This window comes from Phaeodactylibacter xiamenensis (genome assembly GCF_000759025.1).
GTDB lineage: Bacteria > Bacteroidota > Bacteroidia > Chitinophagales > Saprospiraceae > Phaeodactylibacter > Phaeodactylibacter xiamenensis.
The window spans coordinates 138,980-155,396 of sequence record NZ_JPOS01000034.1; the positions used below are offsets into that span (position 1 = coordinate 138,980).

Below are 16,417 nucleotides of genomic sequence, written 5' to 3' on the forward strand. Positions count from 1 at the left end.
ATATCCGTTATTTGAACTCACAAACACCTACAGAAAGAAAAAAAGAGCCCAAATAAAAAAGCTCAGTCCCTGTTACACACCCTTTATACAACCTACCTTAACATCTTATTGATATGCACTCCTGGCAGCGGTACATCCGTATGCCATCTTGTAATTTTAGACCCACAGTTTTAGACCCCTTCATAGTTTATTCACTTCTAATGACAGGTGTATAACCTTCAATACTCAGGTATTTATAGGAGGTTTTACGAACAGTGCCTTGCCCCTTTGACAGGGAGCATGACTGTCGTATACGTCCTTTTTGACCATAATTCCATTAACACAAATCGTAATTCTATGAACATTATGACCTTGACGAAACCTTTTATGACCCGTGTGCCGGGCCTGTTTCTTGCAGTAGTATTGCTTACAGGCTGGTCAGGAAAACTCTTCGGGCAATGCCCGATTCCTGCTAACGTGGATGTGGGGTACGATTGCAACGGAGTCGTGACACTTAACTGGGATGGCTCTGCCGCAGCGAACAGCTACACGGTAGATATTGAAAATGGCAATCAGCCGGTTGTCGACTTTGTGAACATGACAAATACTCAATTGACAATTGCCGCAGGAACGCTATCGGCTGGTACGACCTATAATTATGCAATTACTGCTAACTGTGGTTCGTCTAATGTTGCTTCTGCCACTGGTTCAATTAATGGGGACCTCATCCAAAACAGGCTGCCGGAAATTCAAATCTCTGATGTGGCCAGCCCGGTTTGCGGAGGAGATGATGGCAGTTTCGATGTTGTTGTTAGCGATATGGCTGATGGCGGAGTGTCTGATTGCAATGCAATTTATAATATTGTAGTGCTGGCAAACAGCAGTGAAGCCGATCGCCAAAACAACGTTGCTTCAGGCGAAGTGGTTTCATTCAGCCTCCCGGGCAGTACAGGAGCCGGGACTACTTACAGCGTGACTTTGGAGCTGGTAAATGAAGGAGACTGTACCTTTAACGCAGATTGTGTGGAAAGCCTTTCCACTGAAGTTACACTTGCCGCTTCTGATAATCAAGCACCGGAAATAGAAGTGACCGGATTAGGAGGAGTCTCTGTGAATCCCGGAGCTGCTTTTGCTTACAGCCCACCGGAAGGCGAGTGTGGCGTACAGCTGCTATGGTCTGTACTGCCCTCCGATAATTGCGAAAGCCCTTCCGAACTTAGCTTTGACGTTACCTTGACGAACCCCGATCCGGGAGCAGCACCTACTGTCTCTTTTGAGCAGATAGCTCTGGATGCGGCATATGTACTGAATATTTTTCTTGCTGTAGGTGAAAATACCCTGACCATCACCGCTACTGATGGGAATGGCAACTCAGAAGTATTGGATTACGTTCTGACTGTAAATGACAGCCGTGCTCCTGAAGTTTACGGCCCGGGTGATATGAATGTGGAAATCCCCGCTTGTCAAAATGAAGGTGTACCTGTCAACTGGACAATCGTTGTTGCTGATGATTGCGATACCCAACCTGATCTGCAGCAGACCTCAGGGCTTGCTTCCGGCTCTGTATTTTCTGAAGGCTCTTATAATATCAGCTATACTGCAACCGACTACAGCGGGAATGCGACCGTTTACAGCTTTACTGTGAATGTTACACAGGCTAACAGCCCACAGCCAATCGTTGACATTTCCGGAAACGGACAGTTCCACGTGCCAGCCTGCGAAGCTTCTGAGTTTGTGGTGCTATCGGGTAATATCTACGATTGTGATCTTACAGCGGATGATAACCTCTCAGGTGCTATTACTGTAAGTGGTGCTCCCTTGGCAATCACCTATACTCTTGCTGAAAGTGGGTTTGCATATTTTGAGGCCGCCGGCAATCTTACACCGGGTAATTACTTAATTGACTTCACCTATGGTGGTGTAACCGTAGATCACGCGGTAAGTGTTATACAGGATGCAAATCAGCCGGCTGGAATCACCATGCCCGGTAACCTGACTTTTCTGGAGCCTATTTGCACAGCTGGTGCGAATCTCAGCTTCCAGGTGCAAATCTCAGATGATTGTGATACCGACCTGTCAGGTGCCACCTTTACGCTAAATGGCGCTGCTGCACCAGCGATCGATCCATTGGCTTCTGAGCCGGAAAGTGGCTTATATGTATGGAACCTAAGTGGTATCCCGGCAGGTGTATATACTTTGGTAGCCAGCTATACAGATGGCGCCGGGGATACTTCCGAAGGCATATCAGAGCTCACCGTTACAGATCAGCCAGATAACTCAGCCCCAATCATTGTTTATCCTTCCCAGAATATCAACGTTGTATTGGACCCCTGCGCCCCCTCTACTGCTGAGGTGAGCTTCCAGGTTTCTGCAATAGATAATTGTGAAGGCGCATTGACTCCAAACGTTAGCGTGTCGGGTAGCGCAACCATCGCGCCATCTGCCGGCAACACCTACGTGGTGACCTCACCGGCAAACGCAGGGCCGTTCACCGTTAGCATCTTCGCAGAAGACGGATCTGGTAACAGCCGTTCCGAGAGCTTTGCGATTAGCGTAACCCAGGCCGCTGCACCTTCAACCAACCTGGCATGTAACGATAACATCAATGTCACACTCAATGATAACTGCTCCCGGGTCATCACGGCCGATATGGTGCTCGAAGGGAACTTCGGCTGCCTGACAGAAGCAGACTTTAGCATTACTATCGTCAATGACCTCAACCCATCCAACGGCAATATTGTCGATGGGGACGGCCAGTTTATTTATGATATTTCCGGTCCGGACGTACCCGGATTCGAGAATTGCTGGGGCTATGTTACTGCGGAGGACAAGACTGCTCCGGTTATTACCTGCCCGGACGATACAGGAGAAGCTATTTTTAGCACAACTGTCCAGAAAATCCAGGGCGCGCTGACGACTACCGATCCACAACTGGAGCTGGCTGATTATTCCTGTTTTCTTGATGCAGTAGGTCCAACGACTGGAGCGCACTACTACGATATCATTGAGTTCCAGGTGAGCCAGGACGATATTTACACCATTTATCTGAATACGGAATGGGGTGATGGATTTACGGCTTTATATCAGGGCAGTTTCAATCCTGACAGCCCCTGTGAGAATATCCTGTACGCCGCTGACGATAACATCCTTGGTAATGTTGGTCCAATCGGTGGTTTGTTCGACCCACAGGTACGGGTAACCCTTCCACTTCGGGCCTACGAAACCTACTATGTATTGGTTTCCAGCTTTGGGGCAGATGAGACGGGCGCTTACGAACACACCATCTTTAGCGATGGCAATGGTTTAGTCGGTGTTTGGAATTATTCCCAAACTACTCTGCCAGACTGGACTATTCAGTATGATACGACATTCTCTGCTTTGCCAACAACTACGGAAACCCTGACAGTACCGCTGTTCTGTGATGACTTCGATCATATTTATGGAGGCGATGCGGGAAGCGTTGCACAGCAAACAGCATTTATTCAGGGAACTTACGGGTTTGTCGGCGCGCCATCCGCTACGGATAATTGCGATACAAATGTAGATATTACGGCTACAGACGACTTTGCCGCAAGCGGTGACTGTAGAGATGTGGTGATTACACGGACTTTCACTGCTACGGATGACAACGGTCGCACAGATAATTGCCAGCAGCAGATCACTTTCCGTAAGCCTACACTTGATGATGTAAACTTACCTTCCTTTACGGTTGCGATTGAGTGCGATGAGGACTATCCGACTCTGGCAGACGGTAATCCGAGCCCAGAACTAACCGGCTATCCATTCATTTTTACAGCTTTTGGAATCTTTGATATCGCGCCTTCCTATTGCAATATCGGAGCCTCTTTCGATGACACTCCAGCGATAGACGAGTGCGACGGCCGCTTCAAGTTCCGCCGGGAATGGACGATCTTTGACTGGTGCGATCCGGGCAGCTCCCTTGTTGTCAATCAGCTGATCAAGGTGGGAGACTTTTCTGCACCTCAGATCGAATGCCCGGCTGGTACGCCACTGGTATATTCTTCCAGCCCGTTCGCCTGTACGGCAGCATTTGCGGTGCCTATGCCTGCCAATATTTCAGACAACTGCTCAAGTGTGAGTGTGTATACTGAAATCGTTACAGAAGTGGAAGATAGCATCTTTAATCAGTACGGCCTTTTTGCAGGTATTGAGATTGATACGGTGGTGGTGCGGACCATTGCACCAGGAGCGAGCCGTTTTGTGGGCAGTATTCCATTTGGCAGCCACTACTTCCGCTACGTAGCTGAAGACGACTGTGGCAATGCAACAGAGCTGTACTGTCCCTTCGAGGTCGTCGATCAAATTGAGCCTATCGCAATTTGTGATGACCAACTGAACGTAAGTATTGGCGGTGGGAATATCGTGCCTGGTCAGCCGGCTGGAGCCCGTATCTTCGCTCATGATGTAGACGAGGGTTCCTGGGATAACTGCGGTGATGTGACCATTCAGGTCTTCCGCAACAATTTCAACCCCGTTACCAATACCTGCGGTACACAAAACAGTGTTGCCGGAGACTACGTCGATTTCTTCTGCTGTGACGTTGGCGTGACCTCTGATGTGACCCTGGTCGTCACCGACCAATACGGTAATCAGAACACCTGCTGGCTGAGCGTGACACCGGAGGACAAGATCAATCCATTCTGTGATGCCCCCGATAACGTTGTGGTAGACTGTGATGATCTTCCTTATGGGTTTGACCCAACCAATGCCGATCAGCTAGAGGACCTCTTCGGCATGGCTACCGGTGCAGACAACTGTGGCATCGCGAGTGTTCAGCAAGTGGCTGCTAATAACAACCTTGATTGTGGCTTTGGTTCCATCACCCGTATTTTCCGGGTGACCGACGTGAACGGCCGCAACAGCACCAATAGTTGTGTACAGGTTATTACGGTCAATGAGGTACACAACTACGAAATCAACTTCCCTAAAGATGCAGAAGCACAGTGCGGTATTGCTGAGCCGGACAGCGTGACCTACAACGAGATTGGCTGCGACCTGCTTGCCATTTCCAGTGCTGATGAAACTTTCTCGGCCTCTGGGGATGAATGCTATAAAATCTTCCGGACCTGGAAGGTGATCAACTGGTGTCAGTACGATGGCGAAAGTGCCCCGTACATCGTTGGCAGGGATGAAGACTGCAACGGCACACCTGGCGATAAGAGCATATGGCTGCTGGCTCGCCCGAATGGCAAGATTTACTTCGATCAGGACACTGATGAGTCATCGGACAACAACGTACCGGGTATCAACTTCTGTGGTACTTCCAATGACTACTACGACTTCGTATACGATGAAACGGGTTTCTACCAGTATACCCAAATCATCAAAGTATACGATGATATCGCACCGGAGATTTCCTTCAATGCCGCTTCTCCATTCTGTTCGCTGGATAATGTGGATTGCGATGCAACAGTTGTCTTCCCATTCACGGTTGATGAGGATTGCACGCCGAACGACCTCGATGTTGATGTCTTCCTGAATGCTTTCAACAACGGTACACTTACACCGCTCAACGGTGCTCTGTCTGGTGCTTACCCCAACTTCACAATCACGGGGACCTTCCCGATTGGAGTGCACTCCTTTGAAGTACGCGTGAAAGATGGGTGCGGCAATTCTGATCAGGCAGTGCTGCCATTCAGTGTGATCGACTGCAAGGCGCCGGCACCTATTTGCATCAATGGTCTTGCCATTGAGCTGATGCCGGTAGACGAGGATGGCGACAACCTGCCTGATCCAGGCGCAGGCATGGCGGAAATCTGGGCGAGCGATTTCATAGCTTCTCCGATTTCAGACTGTTCAGAGCCCATCAAGTACTCCATCAACCGCGTTGGCGAACCCAATGATCCTGATCAGACTGGTTTGATCCTGACTTGCGATGATGAAGGTACGCTGGTTGTGGAAATCTGGGCATACGATGCTGCCGGTAACGGTGACTTCTGCGAGACTTATATCCTGGTACAGGACAATATGGGGCTCTGCGGTGATGCCTCACCAATGGCAGCAGGTGCAATCAGCACCGCGCAGGATGAAGCGGTGGAAGATGTAATGGTCAACCTTTCCGGACAAATGTCAGATATGATGATGACTCAGGCTGACGGTTTGTATAGCTTCACCGGACTACAGCCCGGGCTGGACTACACGGTTACGCCACAGCGCGATGGTGATGACCTCAACGGAGTATCTACCTATGACCTGGTGCTCATTAGCAAGCACATTCTGGGCGTGGACCCACTGGATTCACCCTATCAGCTGATTGCAGCTGACGTCAACCGCTCCGGTACGGTAACTACGCTGGACCTGATTCAGCTCCGTAAGCTGATTCTGTCCATTACCACGTCGTTCACTGATAATACGAGCTGGCGTTTCGTGGAAGCAAGCTACAACTTCCCGAACCCTGCTAACCCATGGGCAGCGCAATTCCCTGAAGTGATCAACTTCAATGACCTGCCTTTAGGAGGCATTAGCAATGCCAACTTTGTTGCAGTGAAGATTGGTGATGTAAGCGGTGATGCAACGCCTAACAGCTTTGCAGCTATTGACGAGCGCAGCTACGAAGGCCTCTTCGCACTGCAAACAGACGAGCAGGAGCTGAAAGCAGGCAATGAATACCGCGTAACCTTTACTGCCGCCGATCTACCGGCTATTGAAGGCTATCAGGCTACGCTGACGCTGAGCAGTGAAGTAGCATTGGTCGACATCGTAAGCGGTGTGGCCACAGAAGACCACTTTGGTCTGGTATACGCTGGCGAGGGTATGATCACCACAAGCTGGAACTGGGCGTCTAAAGCGACAGCAGAAGCCCAGGCAGGCACGGAACTGTTCACACTGGTACTACGTGCAGAAAGCAATGTGATGCTGAGCGAGGTGCTGGGCGTTAGTTCAGCCGTTACCAAAGCGGAAGCTTATGGCAAAGACGGAACCTTCCGGGACGTAGCCATCGAGTTTAGCGGTACTGCCGCAGCGGTTGCTGGTTTTGAGCTTTATCAGAATAAGCCCAACCCCTTCAAGGGAGAAACTGTAATTGGTTTCAACCTTCCGGAAGCGGCTCAGGCGACAGTGACGATCAGCGATGTCACCGGAAAAGTCCTGAAGCTCTACCGCCTCGAAGGTACAAAGGGCTATAACCAACTGACTGTACGTTCGGCTGATCTGGCAGCAGCTGGTATGGTCTCCTATACTGTTGCAGCAGGCAGCTATACAGCGACTAAGAAGATGGTCATTTTAGAATAACAGCAAACAGGCATAACGTACCTGTTTAATCGACCAAGCGGGCATCTGGCAATAATAAGCCGGGTGCCCGCTTTTTTATTAACCGGGCCCTTTGAAAAATTTAGTACATTAGAGATTCGTTACAGGAATCAGCACTTACAACTTTTGAATCTCTATGAAGCAGTACCTTCTCATTGCCATCAGCTCCCTGCTTAGTGCAGTGCTGGCCGTTCTGGCCTACAGATACATTGACCCTCCTAAAGAAGTCATTATCCGGGAGACCGTTGCTGCCCGCTATACCAATTTCGATCAGATGGATGTGAGCAAGCAGCGTTTGTTCCTTTCTGCTTCGCCTACAGACTTCTCAAGTGCGGCAGAGGCGGTGATCCCGGCTGTGGTCAATATCAAAACGATACAGGGCGGAGGAGGATTCGACCTTTGGGGAAGTGCTTCTGTAGGTTCTGCTTCCGGCTCTGGTGTGATCATTTCCGATGATGGCTATATTGTTACCAACAACCATGTTATTGAGGATAGCGATGAAATCGAAGTGACCCTCAACGATAAACGCGAGTACCGTGCCGAACTGATCGGTACGGACCCTTCCACCGATCTAGCCCTAATCAAGGTCAATGCAAAGGACCTCCCTTCGCTCGAATTTGGCAATTCGGATTCCCTGAGGGTAGGGGAGTGGGTGCTGGCCATTGGTAACCCTTTCAACCTCGAATCTACAGTGACTTCCGGCATCGTGAGTGCCAAGGGGCGTAGTATTGACATTTTGGAAGGGCAGGACCGCATTGAGTCTTTCATCCAAACCGATGCTGCTGTCAATCCGGGCAATAGCGGCGGTGCCCTGGTGAACACCAACGGAGAACTAATTGGCATCAACACGGCTATTATCACGCGCTCCGGCCGGTACGAGGGGTATTCCTTTGCTGTGCCCATCAATTTGGTACGCAAGGTAGTACGAGACCTTCGGGACTACGGCGTGGTGCAGCGGGGCATCCTTGGTGTGTTTATTGACGAAATGACCAACGAGATGGCTAAACGCCTCAATCTTGATGCGGTGGAAGGCGTGTACATCAACCGCGTGACGCCCGATAGTGGCGCAGACGATGCCGGGCTGACAAAGGGCGATGTTATTATTGGCATTAACGGTGTAAAAACTAAAACCCTGCCCGAAATGCAGGAGCAGCTGGGGCGCTATCGCCCGGGCAACGCCATAAAAATTGAGATCATTCGTGACGGCAACCGGCAGGATGTAGAAGTCATTCTCAAGAATAAGAGTAACAGCACTGCGTTGGTGACCGCCAAAAATGAAGACATTTTACTCGACCTGGGCTTCGAACTCCGGGAGCTGACCCGGGAAGAACAGCGCCGCCTCGATGTAGACGGCGTGAAGGTGATCAGTATCTACCGGGGCAGCCGGGTGGAACGCACTAATATGGACCCCGGCTTCGTCATTACCAAGATAGACAACCGCCCGGTAGACGAGGTGGAAGACCTGGTCAACTACCTGGAGCGCGCTTCCGGCAAAATCATGCTGGAAGGCATCTACGAAGGCTACTCCGGAGAATACTACTACGCCTTTCCACTGGATTGATAAGAAAAACCACTAACCAAATATGGCCAAAATCGACATTGAGAAAAGTAAAAACGAAGACGCAATGAAACTGCTGCTCTCCCGTATGCAGCACCGCCTGGAAAAAATCTACAAAGGCGGCGGAGAGCGAAAAATTGAGAAGCTGCACAAGAAAGGCAAAATGACCGCCCGGGAACGTATCGAGCGGCTCATCGACAAAGACAGCGACTTTCTGGAAATCGGTGCTTTCGCCGGATACGAGATGTACAAGGAACACGGCGGTTGCCCGGCGGGCGGGGTGGTCGTGGGCATAGGCTATGTGAGCGGGCGGCAGTGCTTGATTGTCGCTAATGATGCCACTGTTAAAGCTGGTGCCTGGTTTCCGATTACCGGCAAGAAAAACCTGCGCGCTCAGGAAATCGCCATGGAGAACCGCCTGCCGATTATCTATCTGGTAGACAGCGCCGGGGTATACCTGCCAATGCAGGACGAGATTTTTCCGGACAAGGAACACTTCGGGCGCATTTTCCGTAATAACGCCCGCATGTCCAGCATGGGTATTCCGCAAATAGCGGCAATCATGGGTAGCTGCGTGGCAGGTGGGGCTTATCTGCCTATTATGTCCGACGAGGCACTTATCGTGGAAGGCACAGGGTCCATCTTTTTGGCAGGGCCTTACCTCGTCAAAGCGGCTATTGGTGAAGAGGTCGATCAGGAAACCCTGGGCGGAGCAACCACCCAAAGCGAAATTTCCGGCGTAACTGACTACAAAATGCCAGATGACGAAACTTGCCTGGAAACCATCCGCGACCTGGTAGACAAAATCGGGCACTTCCCCAAAGCAGGCTTCGACCGGGCAGAACCTCAACCGCCCAAAGCTGACCCGGAAGAAATTTACAGCCTGTTCCCGGAAGGCAACGGCAAGCCCTACAAAACCACAGAAATCCTCAAGCGCCTGGTCGACGATTCCAAGCTGACATACTACAAAAATGGCTACGGGAAGACCATTATTTGCGCCTACGCCCGCATTGACGGCTGGTCAGTTGGTATTGTGGCGAACAACCGGGAAGTGGTCAAAAACAAGAAAGGGGAGATGCAATTTGGAGGGGTCATCTATTCCGACTCTGCCGATAAGGCCGCCCGTTTCATCATGAACTGCAATCAGAAAAAGATACCGCTCGTCTTCCTGCACGATGTCACCGGTTTTATGGTAGGCACACGGTCGGAGCACGGCGGCATCATCAAGGATGGCGCGAAGATGGTCAATGCCGTTTCCAATTCTACCGTACCAAAGTTCAGTATCGTCATGGGCAACTCCTATGGTGCCGGCAATTATGCGATGTGCGGCAAAGCCTATGATCCGCGCCTCATCGTAGCCTGGCCCAGTGCCAAGATTGCCGTGATGGGAGGCTCTCAGGCGGCCAAGGTGCTCATGCAAATACAAGTGGCCTCCATGAAGGCAAAAGGCGAAGCGCCAAGCACACAGGAGCAGGAGGAATTGCTCAACCGCATACAGGCGAGCTACGACGAACAGACTACGCCCTACTACGCAGCTGCCCGGTTGTGGGTGGATGCCATTATCGACCCGCTGGAAACCCGTAAGGTGATTTCCATGGGTATTGAGGCAGCGAGCAATGCGGAAGTGGATCGCTTCAACCCCGGTGTGCTGCAAACCTAAGGTGGCCGATCAGCTGCTCCGCCAAACCAAAACCTGCTTTGAATGTTCTTAGCCTAAAACGAACAAAGCACAAAATGGAGCGCGAGAATCGGTTAAAACTGTGGCTGAAAAGATTAGGTGTAGCCGGCTTTTTATTCTTCCTGATCAAGGGGCTGGTGTGGATTGCTATTTTCGTGGGGCTGGGCAAATGCGCTCTGTAATAAACCCTGCTCATTCATTTACCCATTGTACTAAATCAACCGGTGATGCAGAGACTTACAACCTTGCTTTTTGCTGTTTTGAGCTCTTTTTCGCTTCTCTTTGGTCAAGATGTTATTCATCTGAAAAACCCTTCTTTTGAAGATGCTCCCAGACATAGCAAGGCGCCGAGGGGGTGGAATAGTGAGGGTTTCCTGGAAGAGTCACCATCGGATATTCATCCGGGAGGTAATTTTGGTGTAAACTCGCCCGCTCGGGATGGTCGAACCTACGTTGGTATGGTCGTACGCGATAATGAAACCTGGGAGTGTGTTGGTCAGCGGCTAGAACATCCGCTGCGTGCATATACCTGTTACCTTTGGTCTGTTGCGCTCATGCGGTCGCCGGAATACATAAGTATTAGCCGGACTACTAATCAAAAGGCTAATTTTAACAAACCCTGTGTCCTCCGGATTTGGGGTGGCAAAACCAAAGGCAAAGGGATGGAGCTGCTCAATGAAACCGAACCTGTAAACCACGAAGTATGGGAAGAGTACAAATTGCTGTTAGAACCCTCAGATACTTATGACTACATTTACCTGGAAGCCTATTACTACTATGGGGGCGAGGAATTATTACCCTTCAATGGTAATTTACTAGTCGACCACTGCTCTCCAATCGTGCCCTGTAATATAGCAGAGCCGGAAGATGATTTGTACCAATACGAAAAGTAGTGCGAGGTATTATAAAAAATTGTATTTTGAGTGTGTGCCCAAATCACACTTTGACCATGCTGCCTATGAGATACCTCTACCTGCTTTTCTTTTGTTGGCCTTTATGGCTTACTGCCCAAACCAACGGGGCAACCGGGCCGCCTTCCCACCGTCATGGCGCGAAAATACCAAGCCACCGCTACAGTCCACCCGCCGGGGCATCCGGGTTGGAACCCGTAAGCACATTATCAGGATCCTTTAACAGAGCGTCTGCAGATAATTCAGAAGTATCAGCCAGTACCAAACTGGAAGATGTGGTGCGAAAACTGGGACCGGACCTTATCACGCCCCGGCTGACCATAGATGCTAACCTGCTGGATCATTTGTTAAGCCTTCTGGAAACGGAGCAGGACCTGCGGCTGATTCTGGCGGTAGACCACAGTGCCCTGAGTGTGAGGTACGCTTTGGTACATCGACTGCTGGAGGACCTGGAAGCCTACCCGTCCGTGAAATCCCGGGTAGATATAGAAATGTACGCTCCAATTAGTGACTTCCATACGACCTGGCTTTACCGGCGTGGGCTCGGCCACCTGATGATTCGGCTGGAGCACCTTCCGAGGTAAGATTGCTCAAAAGTTCCTACCTTTCCGGTGCAGGCTGGCGTTAAATATCTTTGCGCGAGCTATTGAGAAATCAGAACGAACCGCCAATATGCGATTGATTGCAAAAACACTTGCCGGTTTGGAGCCGGTCCTTGCTCAGGAATTGGAAGAACTGGGTGCGCAGGGCATAGAACCCCTCAACCGTGCTGTCGCCTTCGAAGGCGATAAAGCACTCATGTACCGGGCAAACCTGGAGCTGCGTACCGCCCTGCGTATTTTACTGCCTGTACACCAAGGCAAAGTCAGAACAGAAGATGAATTGTACCGCCTGGTGCGTAAGGTAGACTGGAGCCGGTATATGAAGGTCAATGACACCCTGGCTGTAGACGGAGTCACCAACTCCAGGCTCTTTACCCATTCTAAATATGTCGCCCTAAAGACGAAGGACGCCATTGTCGATCAGTTTCGTGAAGCGACTGGCCGCCGCCCCAACGTCAATGTCTATGCTCCCCGGTTGAGGGTCAATGTGCATATCTTCAATGATGAATGCACCATAGCGCTGGACAGTTCCGATGACTCCCTGCATAAGCGCGGTTATCGCCTGTCCTCAGTAGAGGCGCCAATAAATGAGGTGCTGGCAGCAGGCATGGTCCTACTCTCAGGCTGGAAGGCGGACCGCCCATTGCTGGACCCCATGTGCGGCTCTGGTACATTGGTCATTGAAGCCGGGCTCATTGCCACGCAGCGGGCTCCGCAGCTCAACCGGGAACACTTTGGTTTTAAACGCTGGCCCGACTTTGATGAGGCGCTGTGGGGGCAAATCCTGGAAGCGGCGAAACAGCGTGTCCGCAAATCGCCGGTGCCTATCCTCGGTTCTGATAAAGACTTCAAAGCAATGCGGCTTACTGAGCAAAATGCAATGGCTGCCGGGCTGGAGGATACCATTAAAGTGCAGCGGAAGAAATTTGAAAAACTGGAGCCGGAAGTGGAAGCGGGCATGATTTTAATGAACCCGCCCTACGATGAGCGCTTGTCAGAAGCCGATATTGGTGCCTTTTACGAGATGATCGGCGATCAGCTCAAACAGCGCTTTACGGGTTTTGATGCTTGGATTATCTCTTCCAGTATAGATGGATTTAAGCGGTTGGGCCTAAAGTCTACCCAGAAAATACCTCTGTTTAATGGAGCTTTGGAATGCCGGTTTGTAAAATATGAATTGTATGCCGGGACACGAAAATAGGAGAAAGCAGGTAGGGATTATATGGAAATTTTGTTCTATATTTACTTTGTCAGTAGCTTTGAGTACCTGTCCGGCTACTGCTCAGAACCTCAGTTTAAAGGCACAAAGCAGTCCTATGGGGCTACAGTTTACGGCTGAAGAAGGGGATATTATTGCATTTGGCTATGCGATCCTCCCCCTAAGTTATTGGTTGGCTACACCACTATCTTTGCCTGCTAAAAAAAAGCTGCCGTACCAACAATCGATTATTAGAACAGATCCTGCACATGCATATAAACACCTGGGGGTGATTTGCAAGTGGGAGTACCGCTTAGAGCAGGTCGTTCAGTTTCCAGTAAAGTTTAGATTGGGAGAATATCACTATGTGCAGAAGCTGGAAGGCAAAAGCCTGCATAATGATTTCCGCCCTTAGAATAGTGTCTAGTGGATTGATCCGTATTTTTGACAGTTAAAGACCCTGCACCAGAGAAGGCTTAAGCGTGGAAATACTATCAATTAATTCGGTCTAGTCGCACTTAGTCTTAAAGCCCAGCACAAAAATGAACCAAGCTCATCAATCGAGGTTTCTGAGTGAACAAGCTAAACGTTCCCGTTGGTATGGTTTGGTAACAGCTGTACTGGCATTCATGATTCTCCCTTTTTTTTATTACACAGACCGGACCGAACTGGGCTTGGAAGGTACCCTCCTTTGGCGCGGTATCGGTGCAGCAGCCGCAGTTTTTTTTCTCATTAGCCTGGTCTTCAAGCCTTCTCCCCGTCAAATAAATACTTTTCACGGTATCACGTTAACGGCTTACCTTATAATGATGCTGGGCATCTCGGGTTTGGTATTTACCAGCTCCATGTACGGGGTGACAGAATACTTTGCCGTGACAACGGGGACACTAACGATTTTAGCCATTAATACCCTGGTAGCTCAGGGGGCACGCCCTATTGTGATGTGGGCTACCGGCATTTTAACAGTGGTGTTTATCATTGGTATTTTTATGGGTGAAATCAAAAGTATGGGATGGGCTGCTTCCATCTTGATACTGGCGGTATTCTCTATTTTTGTACTCCGTGGCCAGCACCGGCAGGAAAAAGAGAAAGCTACCTACTTGTATACCCTTGAAGAAAAAGAAGCCCGTATTGCCAGGCAGCGGGAAGAGCTGGAAGACGTTAATGCCAACCTGGTCGGCTTTAATTTTGCAATCACCCACGACCTGAAGGGCGCGCTCCGCCGTGCACAGTCATTTACGCAGTTGGTGGAGCGGAGATTGCCCCTCCGGGAAAAGGAAGAAGTAGCCGACTTATTTGGAATGATTAAGCAAAATCATGACAAGATCCAGGAGATTATTGAGGGGCTTACACTACTGAATAAAATAGGTAAGTCAGACCTTGAGCGGAAAATAGTTGATTTAGATGAAATGTCTGATAAGGTTTGGAAAGAGCTTGGAGAAGATATTGTTACCGAACGGAAAGTTGAATTCCAAAAAGACCTATTGGGGAAGGTGGCTGGCGACGAGGGGCTGGTGTGGCATGTTTTCCATAACTTACTTTCCAATGCGGTGAAGTACTCCGAAAAAACGGAGCTTCCTAAAATTGAGGTGGGGACTTATCAGGACAGGGGCGAACAAATTGTATTTGTCAAAGACAATGGAGCAGGCTTTCCTCAGCAGTTTGCAAATGACCTTGGGCGTCCTTTCATGCGATTACATTCTGCTCATGAGTTTGAAGGCACTGGCATCGGGCTGGCGATTGTAAAGCAAATCGTGGAGCTGCACGGCGGCCGTTTCTGGGGGGAAGGGCAGGAAGGAAAAGGCGCTACTTTCTACTTTTCTTTTCCAAAAAATGCTCAGGGCGGCAATGCTTACGACAGTTGAAACAAGTCCTGAATACCTGGAGTACGAGGCACCGTGAACCCTTCTCCAAAATCAAATCCCGCAGGGCGGCCGTAAGTAGCGGCCTTGGCTTTCAGGAAATCCATAAAGCTTTTGGAGGAAATTGGTGAACTTAGTTCCTGTTCATATTCTTTAGCATCAGGAACATAAAACTGCGAGCGGAATGCCTTTACCAAATCCAACTTTCGCTCCATGTACTCCGAAATATCTACTACAAAATCTGGTTTTAAGTTGAAGTCCTGTATGTAATGGTATACTGCCTTCGGCCGCCACCGTTCATGTGGATTGCCCTCTGCGTCATAGGTCGGTATTTTCACCAGACCTGAGTAGAAGCATGCATCAGCGGTAAGCTTTGCTGCCCGGCCATGATCGGGGTGCCGGTCGTCTACCGCATTACAGAGTATGATTTCCGGCTGATGTTCCCGGATGATGGCGATGATTTTTTTTATGTTTTCCGGGTTATAGGCAAAGAACCCGTCTTCCATTTCCAGGTTTTTTCTAAACGAGGCGCCCAGCAATTCCGCCGCATCTGCCGCTTCCTGATCTCTGATTTCAGCAGTGCCCCGGGTGCCCAGTTCCCCTCGTGTGAGGTCGAGCAGGCCCACTGTTTTACCCTGATCCATATGCCGCAGCAGGGTGCCGCTACAGCTCAGTTCTACATCATCAGGGTGTACGCCGATGGCTAGTATATCTACTTTCATGAGGAAGGGGCAAAAGTGCATTTTGATTTAATGAAAATACAGTAACAGGACGGGGAACACCGTATTGCTGCCCAGAGTTCAGGATGCAATCAGGCAAATTTAATCAGCTTAGGTTGCTCTGCAACTTGTTTGGCGATCGGAAAGTCCTGCCGGTAGACATTGCCGAGCTGATCAAGGTAGGTAAGCTCCACGATAAAATCTTTATTGATCTTTTTCTGGCCGGTAGCTTCCAGCAGGATGCGATAGGAGTCACCAGTGTTGATTTCATGCCCGGCGATGTTATTCTTGACCTGTATGTGCCCCTTTCCTTTAATGGACAGCATGCTCAGCCGGGCAAGCTGCCCGTGGTTATGCACCTTGAAGTAAGCATCTCTGCCCATTGGCGAGAGCTGGAACGCACTGATGGTCAGGTTGGGCGCTATGGCCTTGGCTTTACGCTTCCTGCGCCGCCGGCCGCCGGACAGGGAGATCAGCAGAATGAAGATGATAAGCCCACCTCCTCCGATACCCCATTCCATAGGTCCGGTAGAAGCCAGGTAGTCCGTAGCTGTTTCCAGCCATTGTTCCAGGTTGATGTCTTCCATAATGATGTTCCAAATTACGTAAGGGCGTAATTAACTGTATAACGCGAAGGTAGC

At 50.0% G+C, this 16,417-nt stretch carries 11 protein-coding genes; 9 read left to right on the forward strand and 2 right to left on the reverse strand.

The features are described from left to right. Positions 1-336: 336 nt before the first annotated feature. From IX84_RS32475 to IX84_RS30995, 9 genes are all read left to right on the forward strand, one after another. Entirely contained in the window at positions 337-7,230 is a 6,894-nt protein-coding gene (locus IX84_RS32475) for an HYR domain-containing protein (RefSeq protein WP_044221423.1), read from the forward strand. A 154-nt stretch (positions 7,231-7,384) separates the two neighbouring features. Continuing rightward, entirely contained in the window at positions 7,385-8,809 is a 1,425-nt protein-coding gene (locus IX84_RS13320) for a Do family serine endopeptidase (RefSeq protein WP_044221426.1), read from the forward strand. 31 nt (positions 8,810-8,840) lie between these two features. After that, the gene (locus IX84_RS13325; protein ID WP_044221645.1) at positions 8,841-10,466 is read left to right on the forward strand and encodes an acyl-CoA carboxylase subunit beta; all 1,626 of its coding nucleotides are present in this window, start codon (positions 8,841-8,843) and stop codon (positions 10,464-10,466) included. 74 nt (positions 10,467-10,540) lie between these two features. Next, complete coding sequence (locus IX84_RS34335) at positions 10,541-10,666, forward strand: hypothetical protein (protein WP_262501647.1); 126 nt, start codon at positions 10,541-10,543, stop codon at positions 10,664-10,666. A gap of 276 nt (positions 10,667-10,942) precedes the next feature. After that, positions 10,943-11,377, forward strand: a complete 435-nt coding sequence (locus IX84_RS30990; RefSeq protein WP_052515992.1) for a hypothetical protein — start codon at positions 10,943-10,945, stop codon at positions 11,375-11,377. Between the two features lie 56 nt (positions 11,378-11,433). Further along, complete coding sequence (locus IX84_RS13335; RefSeq protein WP_044221429.1) at positions 11,434-11,979, forward strand: hypothetical protein; 546 nt, start codon at positions 11,434-11,436, stop codon at positions 11,977-11,979. Between the two features lie 88 nt (positions 11,980-12,067). Next, a complete protein-coding gene (locus tag IX84_RS13340) occupies positions 12,068-13,198 on the forward strand; it encodes a THUMP domain-containing class I SAM-dependent RNA methyltransferase (protein WP_044221432.1) in 1,131 nt (376 codons plus the stop codon). Beyond that, complete coding sequence (locus IX84_RS13345) at positions 13,179-13,610, forward strand: hypothetical protein (protein ID WP_152605044.1); 432 nt, start codon at positions 13,179-13,181, stop codon at positions 13,608-13,610. Before IX84_RS13340 ends, IX84_RS13345 begins: the two co-directional genes overlap by 20 nt. 127 nt (positions 13,611-13,737) lie before the next feature. After that, positions 13,738-15,060, forward strand: a complete 1,323-nt coding sequence (locus IX84_RS30995) for a sensor histidine kinase (protein ID WP_052515993.1) — start codon at positions 13,738-13,740, stop codon at positions 15,058-15,060. Here IX84_RS30995 and bshB1 read toward each other — a convergent pair. Both bshB1 and IX84_RS13360 read right to left on the reverse strand, forming a co-directional pair. Then, on the reverse strand, positions 15,048-15,779 hold the full coding sequence (gene bshB1, locus IX84_RS13355; RefSeq protein ID WP_044221436.1) for a bacillithiol biosynthesis deacetylase BshB1: 732 nt from the start codon (positions 15,777-15,779) through the stop codon (positions 15,048-15,050). The genes IX84_RS30995 and bshB1 overlap by 13 nt on opposite strands. 89 nt (positions 15,780-15,868) lie before the next feature. Next, positions 15,869-16,363, reverse strand: a complete 495-nt coding sequence (locus IX84_RS13360) for a hypothetical protein (RefSeq protein WP_044221439.1) — start codon at positions 16,361-16,363, stop codon at positions 15,869-15,871. Between the last annotated feature and the right edge of the window lie 54 nt (positions 16,364-16,417).

What these genes read in the sequence shown, in the direction of transcription:
- IX84_RS30995 (WP_052515993.1), top strand. Translation starts at nt 13,738, where the DNA reads ATGAACCAAGCTCATCAATCGAGGTTTCTGAGTGAACAAGCTAAACGT.
- IX84_RS34335 (WP_262501647.1), top strand. Translation starts at nt 10,541, where the DNA reads ATGGAGCGCGAGAATCGGTTAAAACTGTGGCTGAAAAGATTAGGTGTA.
- bshB1 (WP_044221436.1), bottom strand. Translation starts at nt 15,779, where the DNA reads ATGAAAGTAGATATACTAGCCATCGGCGTACACCCTGATGATGTAGAA.
- IX84_RS30990 (WP_052515992.1), top strand. Translation starts at nt 10,943, where the DNA reads ATGGTCGTACGCGATAATGAAACCTGGGAGTGTGTTGGTCAGCGGCTA.
- IX84_RS32475 (WP_044221423.1), top strand. Translation starts at nt 337, where the DNA reads ATGAACATTATGACCTTGACGAAACCTTTTATGACCCGTGTGCCGGGC.
- IX84_RS13345 (WP_152605044.1), top strand. Translation starts at nt 13,179, where the DNA reads ATGCCGGGACACGAAAATAGGAGAAAGCAGGTAGGGATTATATGGAAA.
- IX84_RS13360 (WP_044221439.1), bottom strand. Translation starts at nt 16,363, where the DNA reads ATGGAAGACATCAACCTGGAACAATGGCTGGAAACAGCTACGGACTAC.
- IX84_RS13335 (WP_044221429.1), top strand. Translation starts at nt 11,434, where the DNA reads ATGCTGCCTATGAGATACCTCTACCTGCTTTTCTTTTGTTGGCCTTTA.
- IX84_RS13320 (WP_044221426.1), top strand. Translation starts at nt 7,385, where the DNA reads ATGAAGCAGTACCTTCTCATTGCCATCAGCTCCCTGCTTAGTGCAGTG.
- IX84_RS13340 (WP_044221432.1), top strand. Translation starts at nt 12,068, where the DNA reads ATGCGATTGATTGCAAAAACACTTGCCGGTTTGGAGCCGGTCCTTGCT.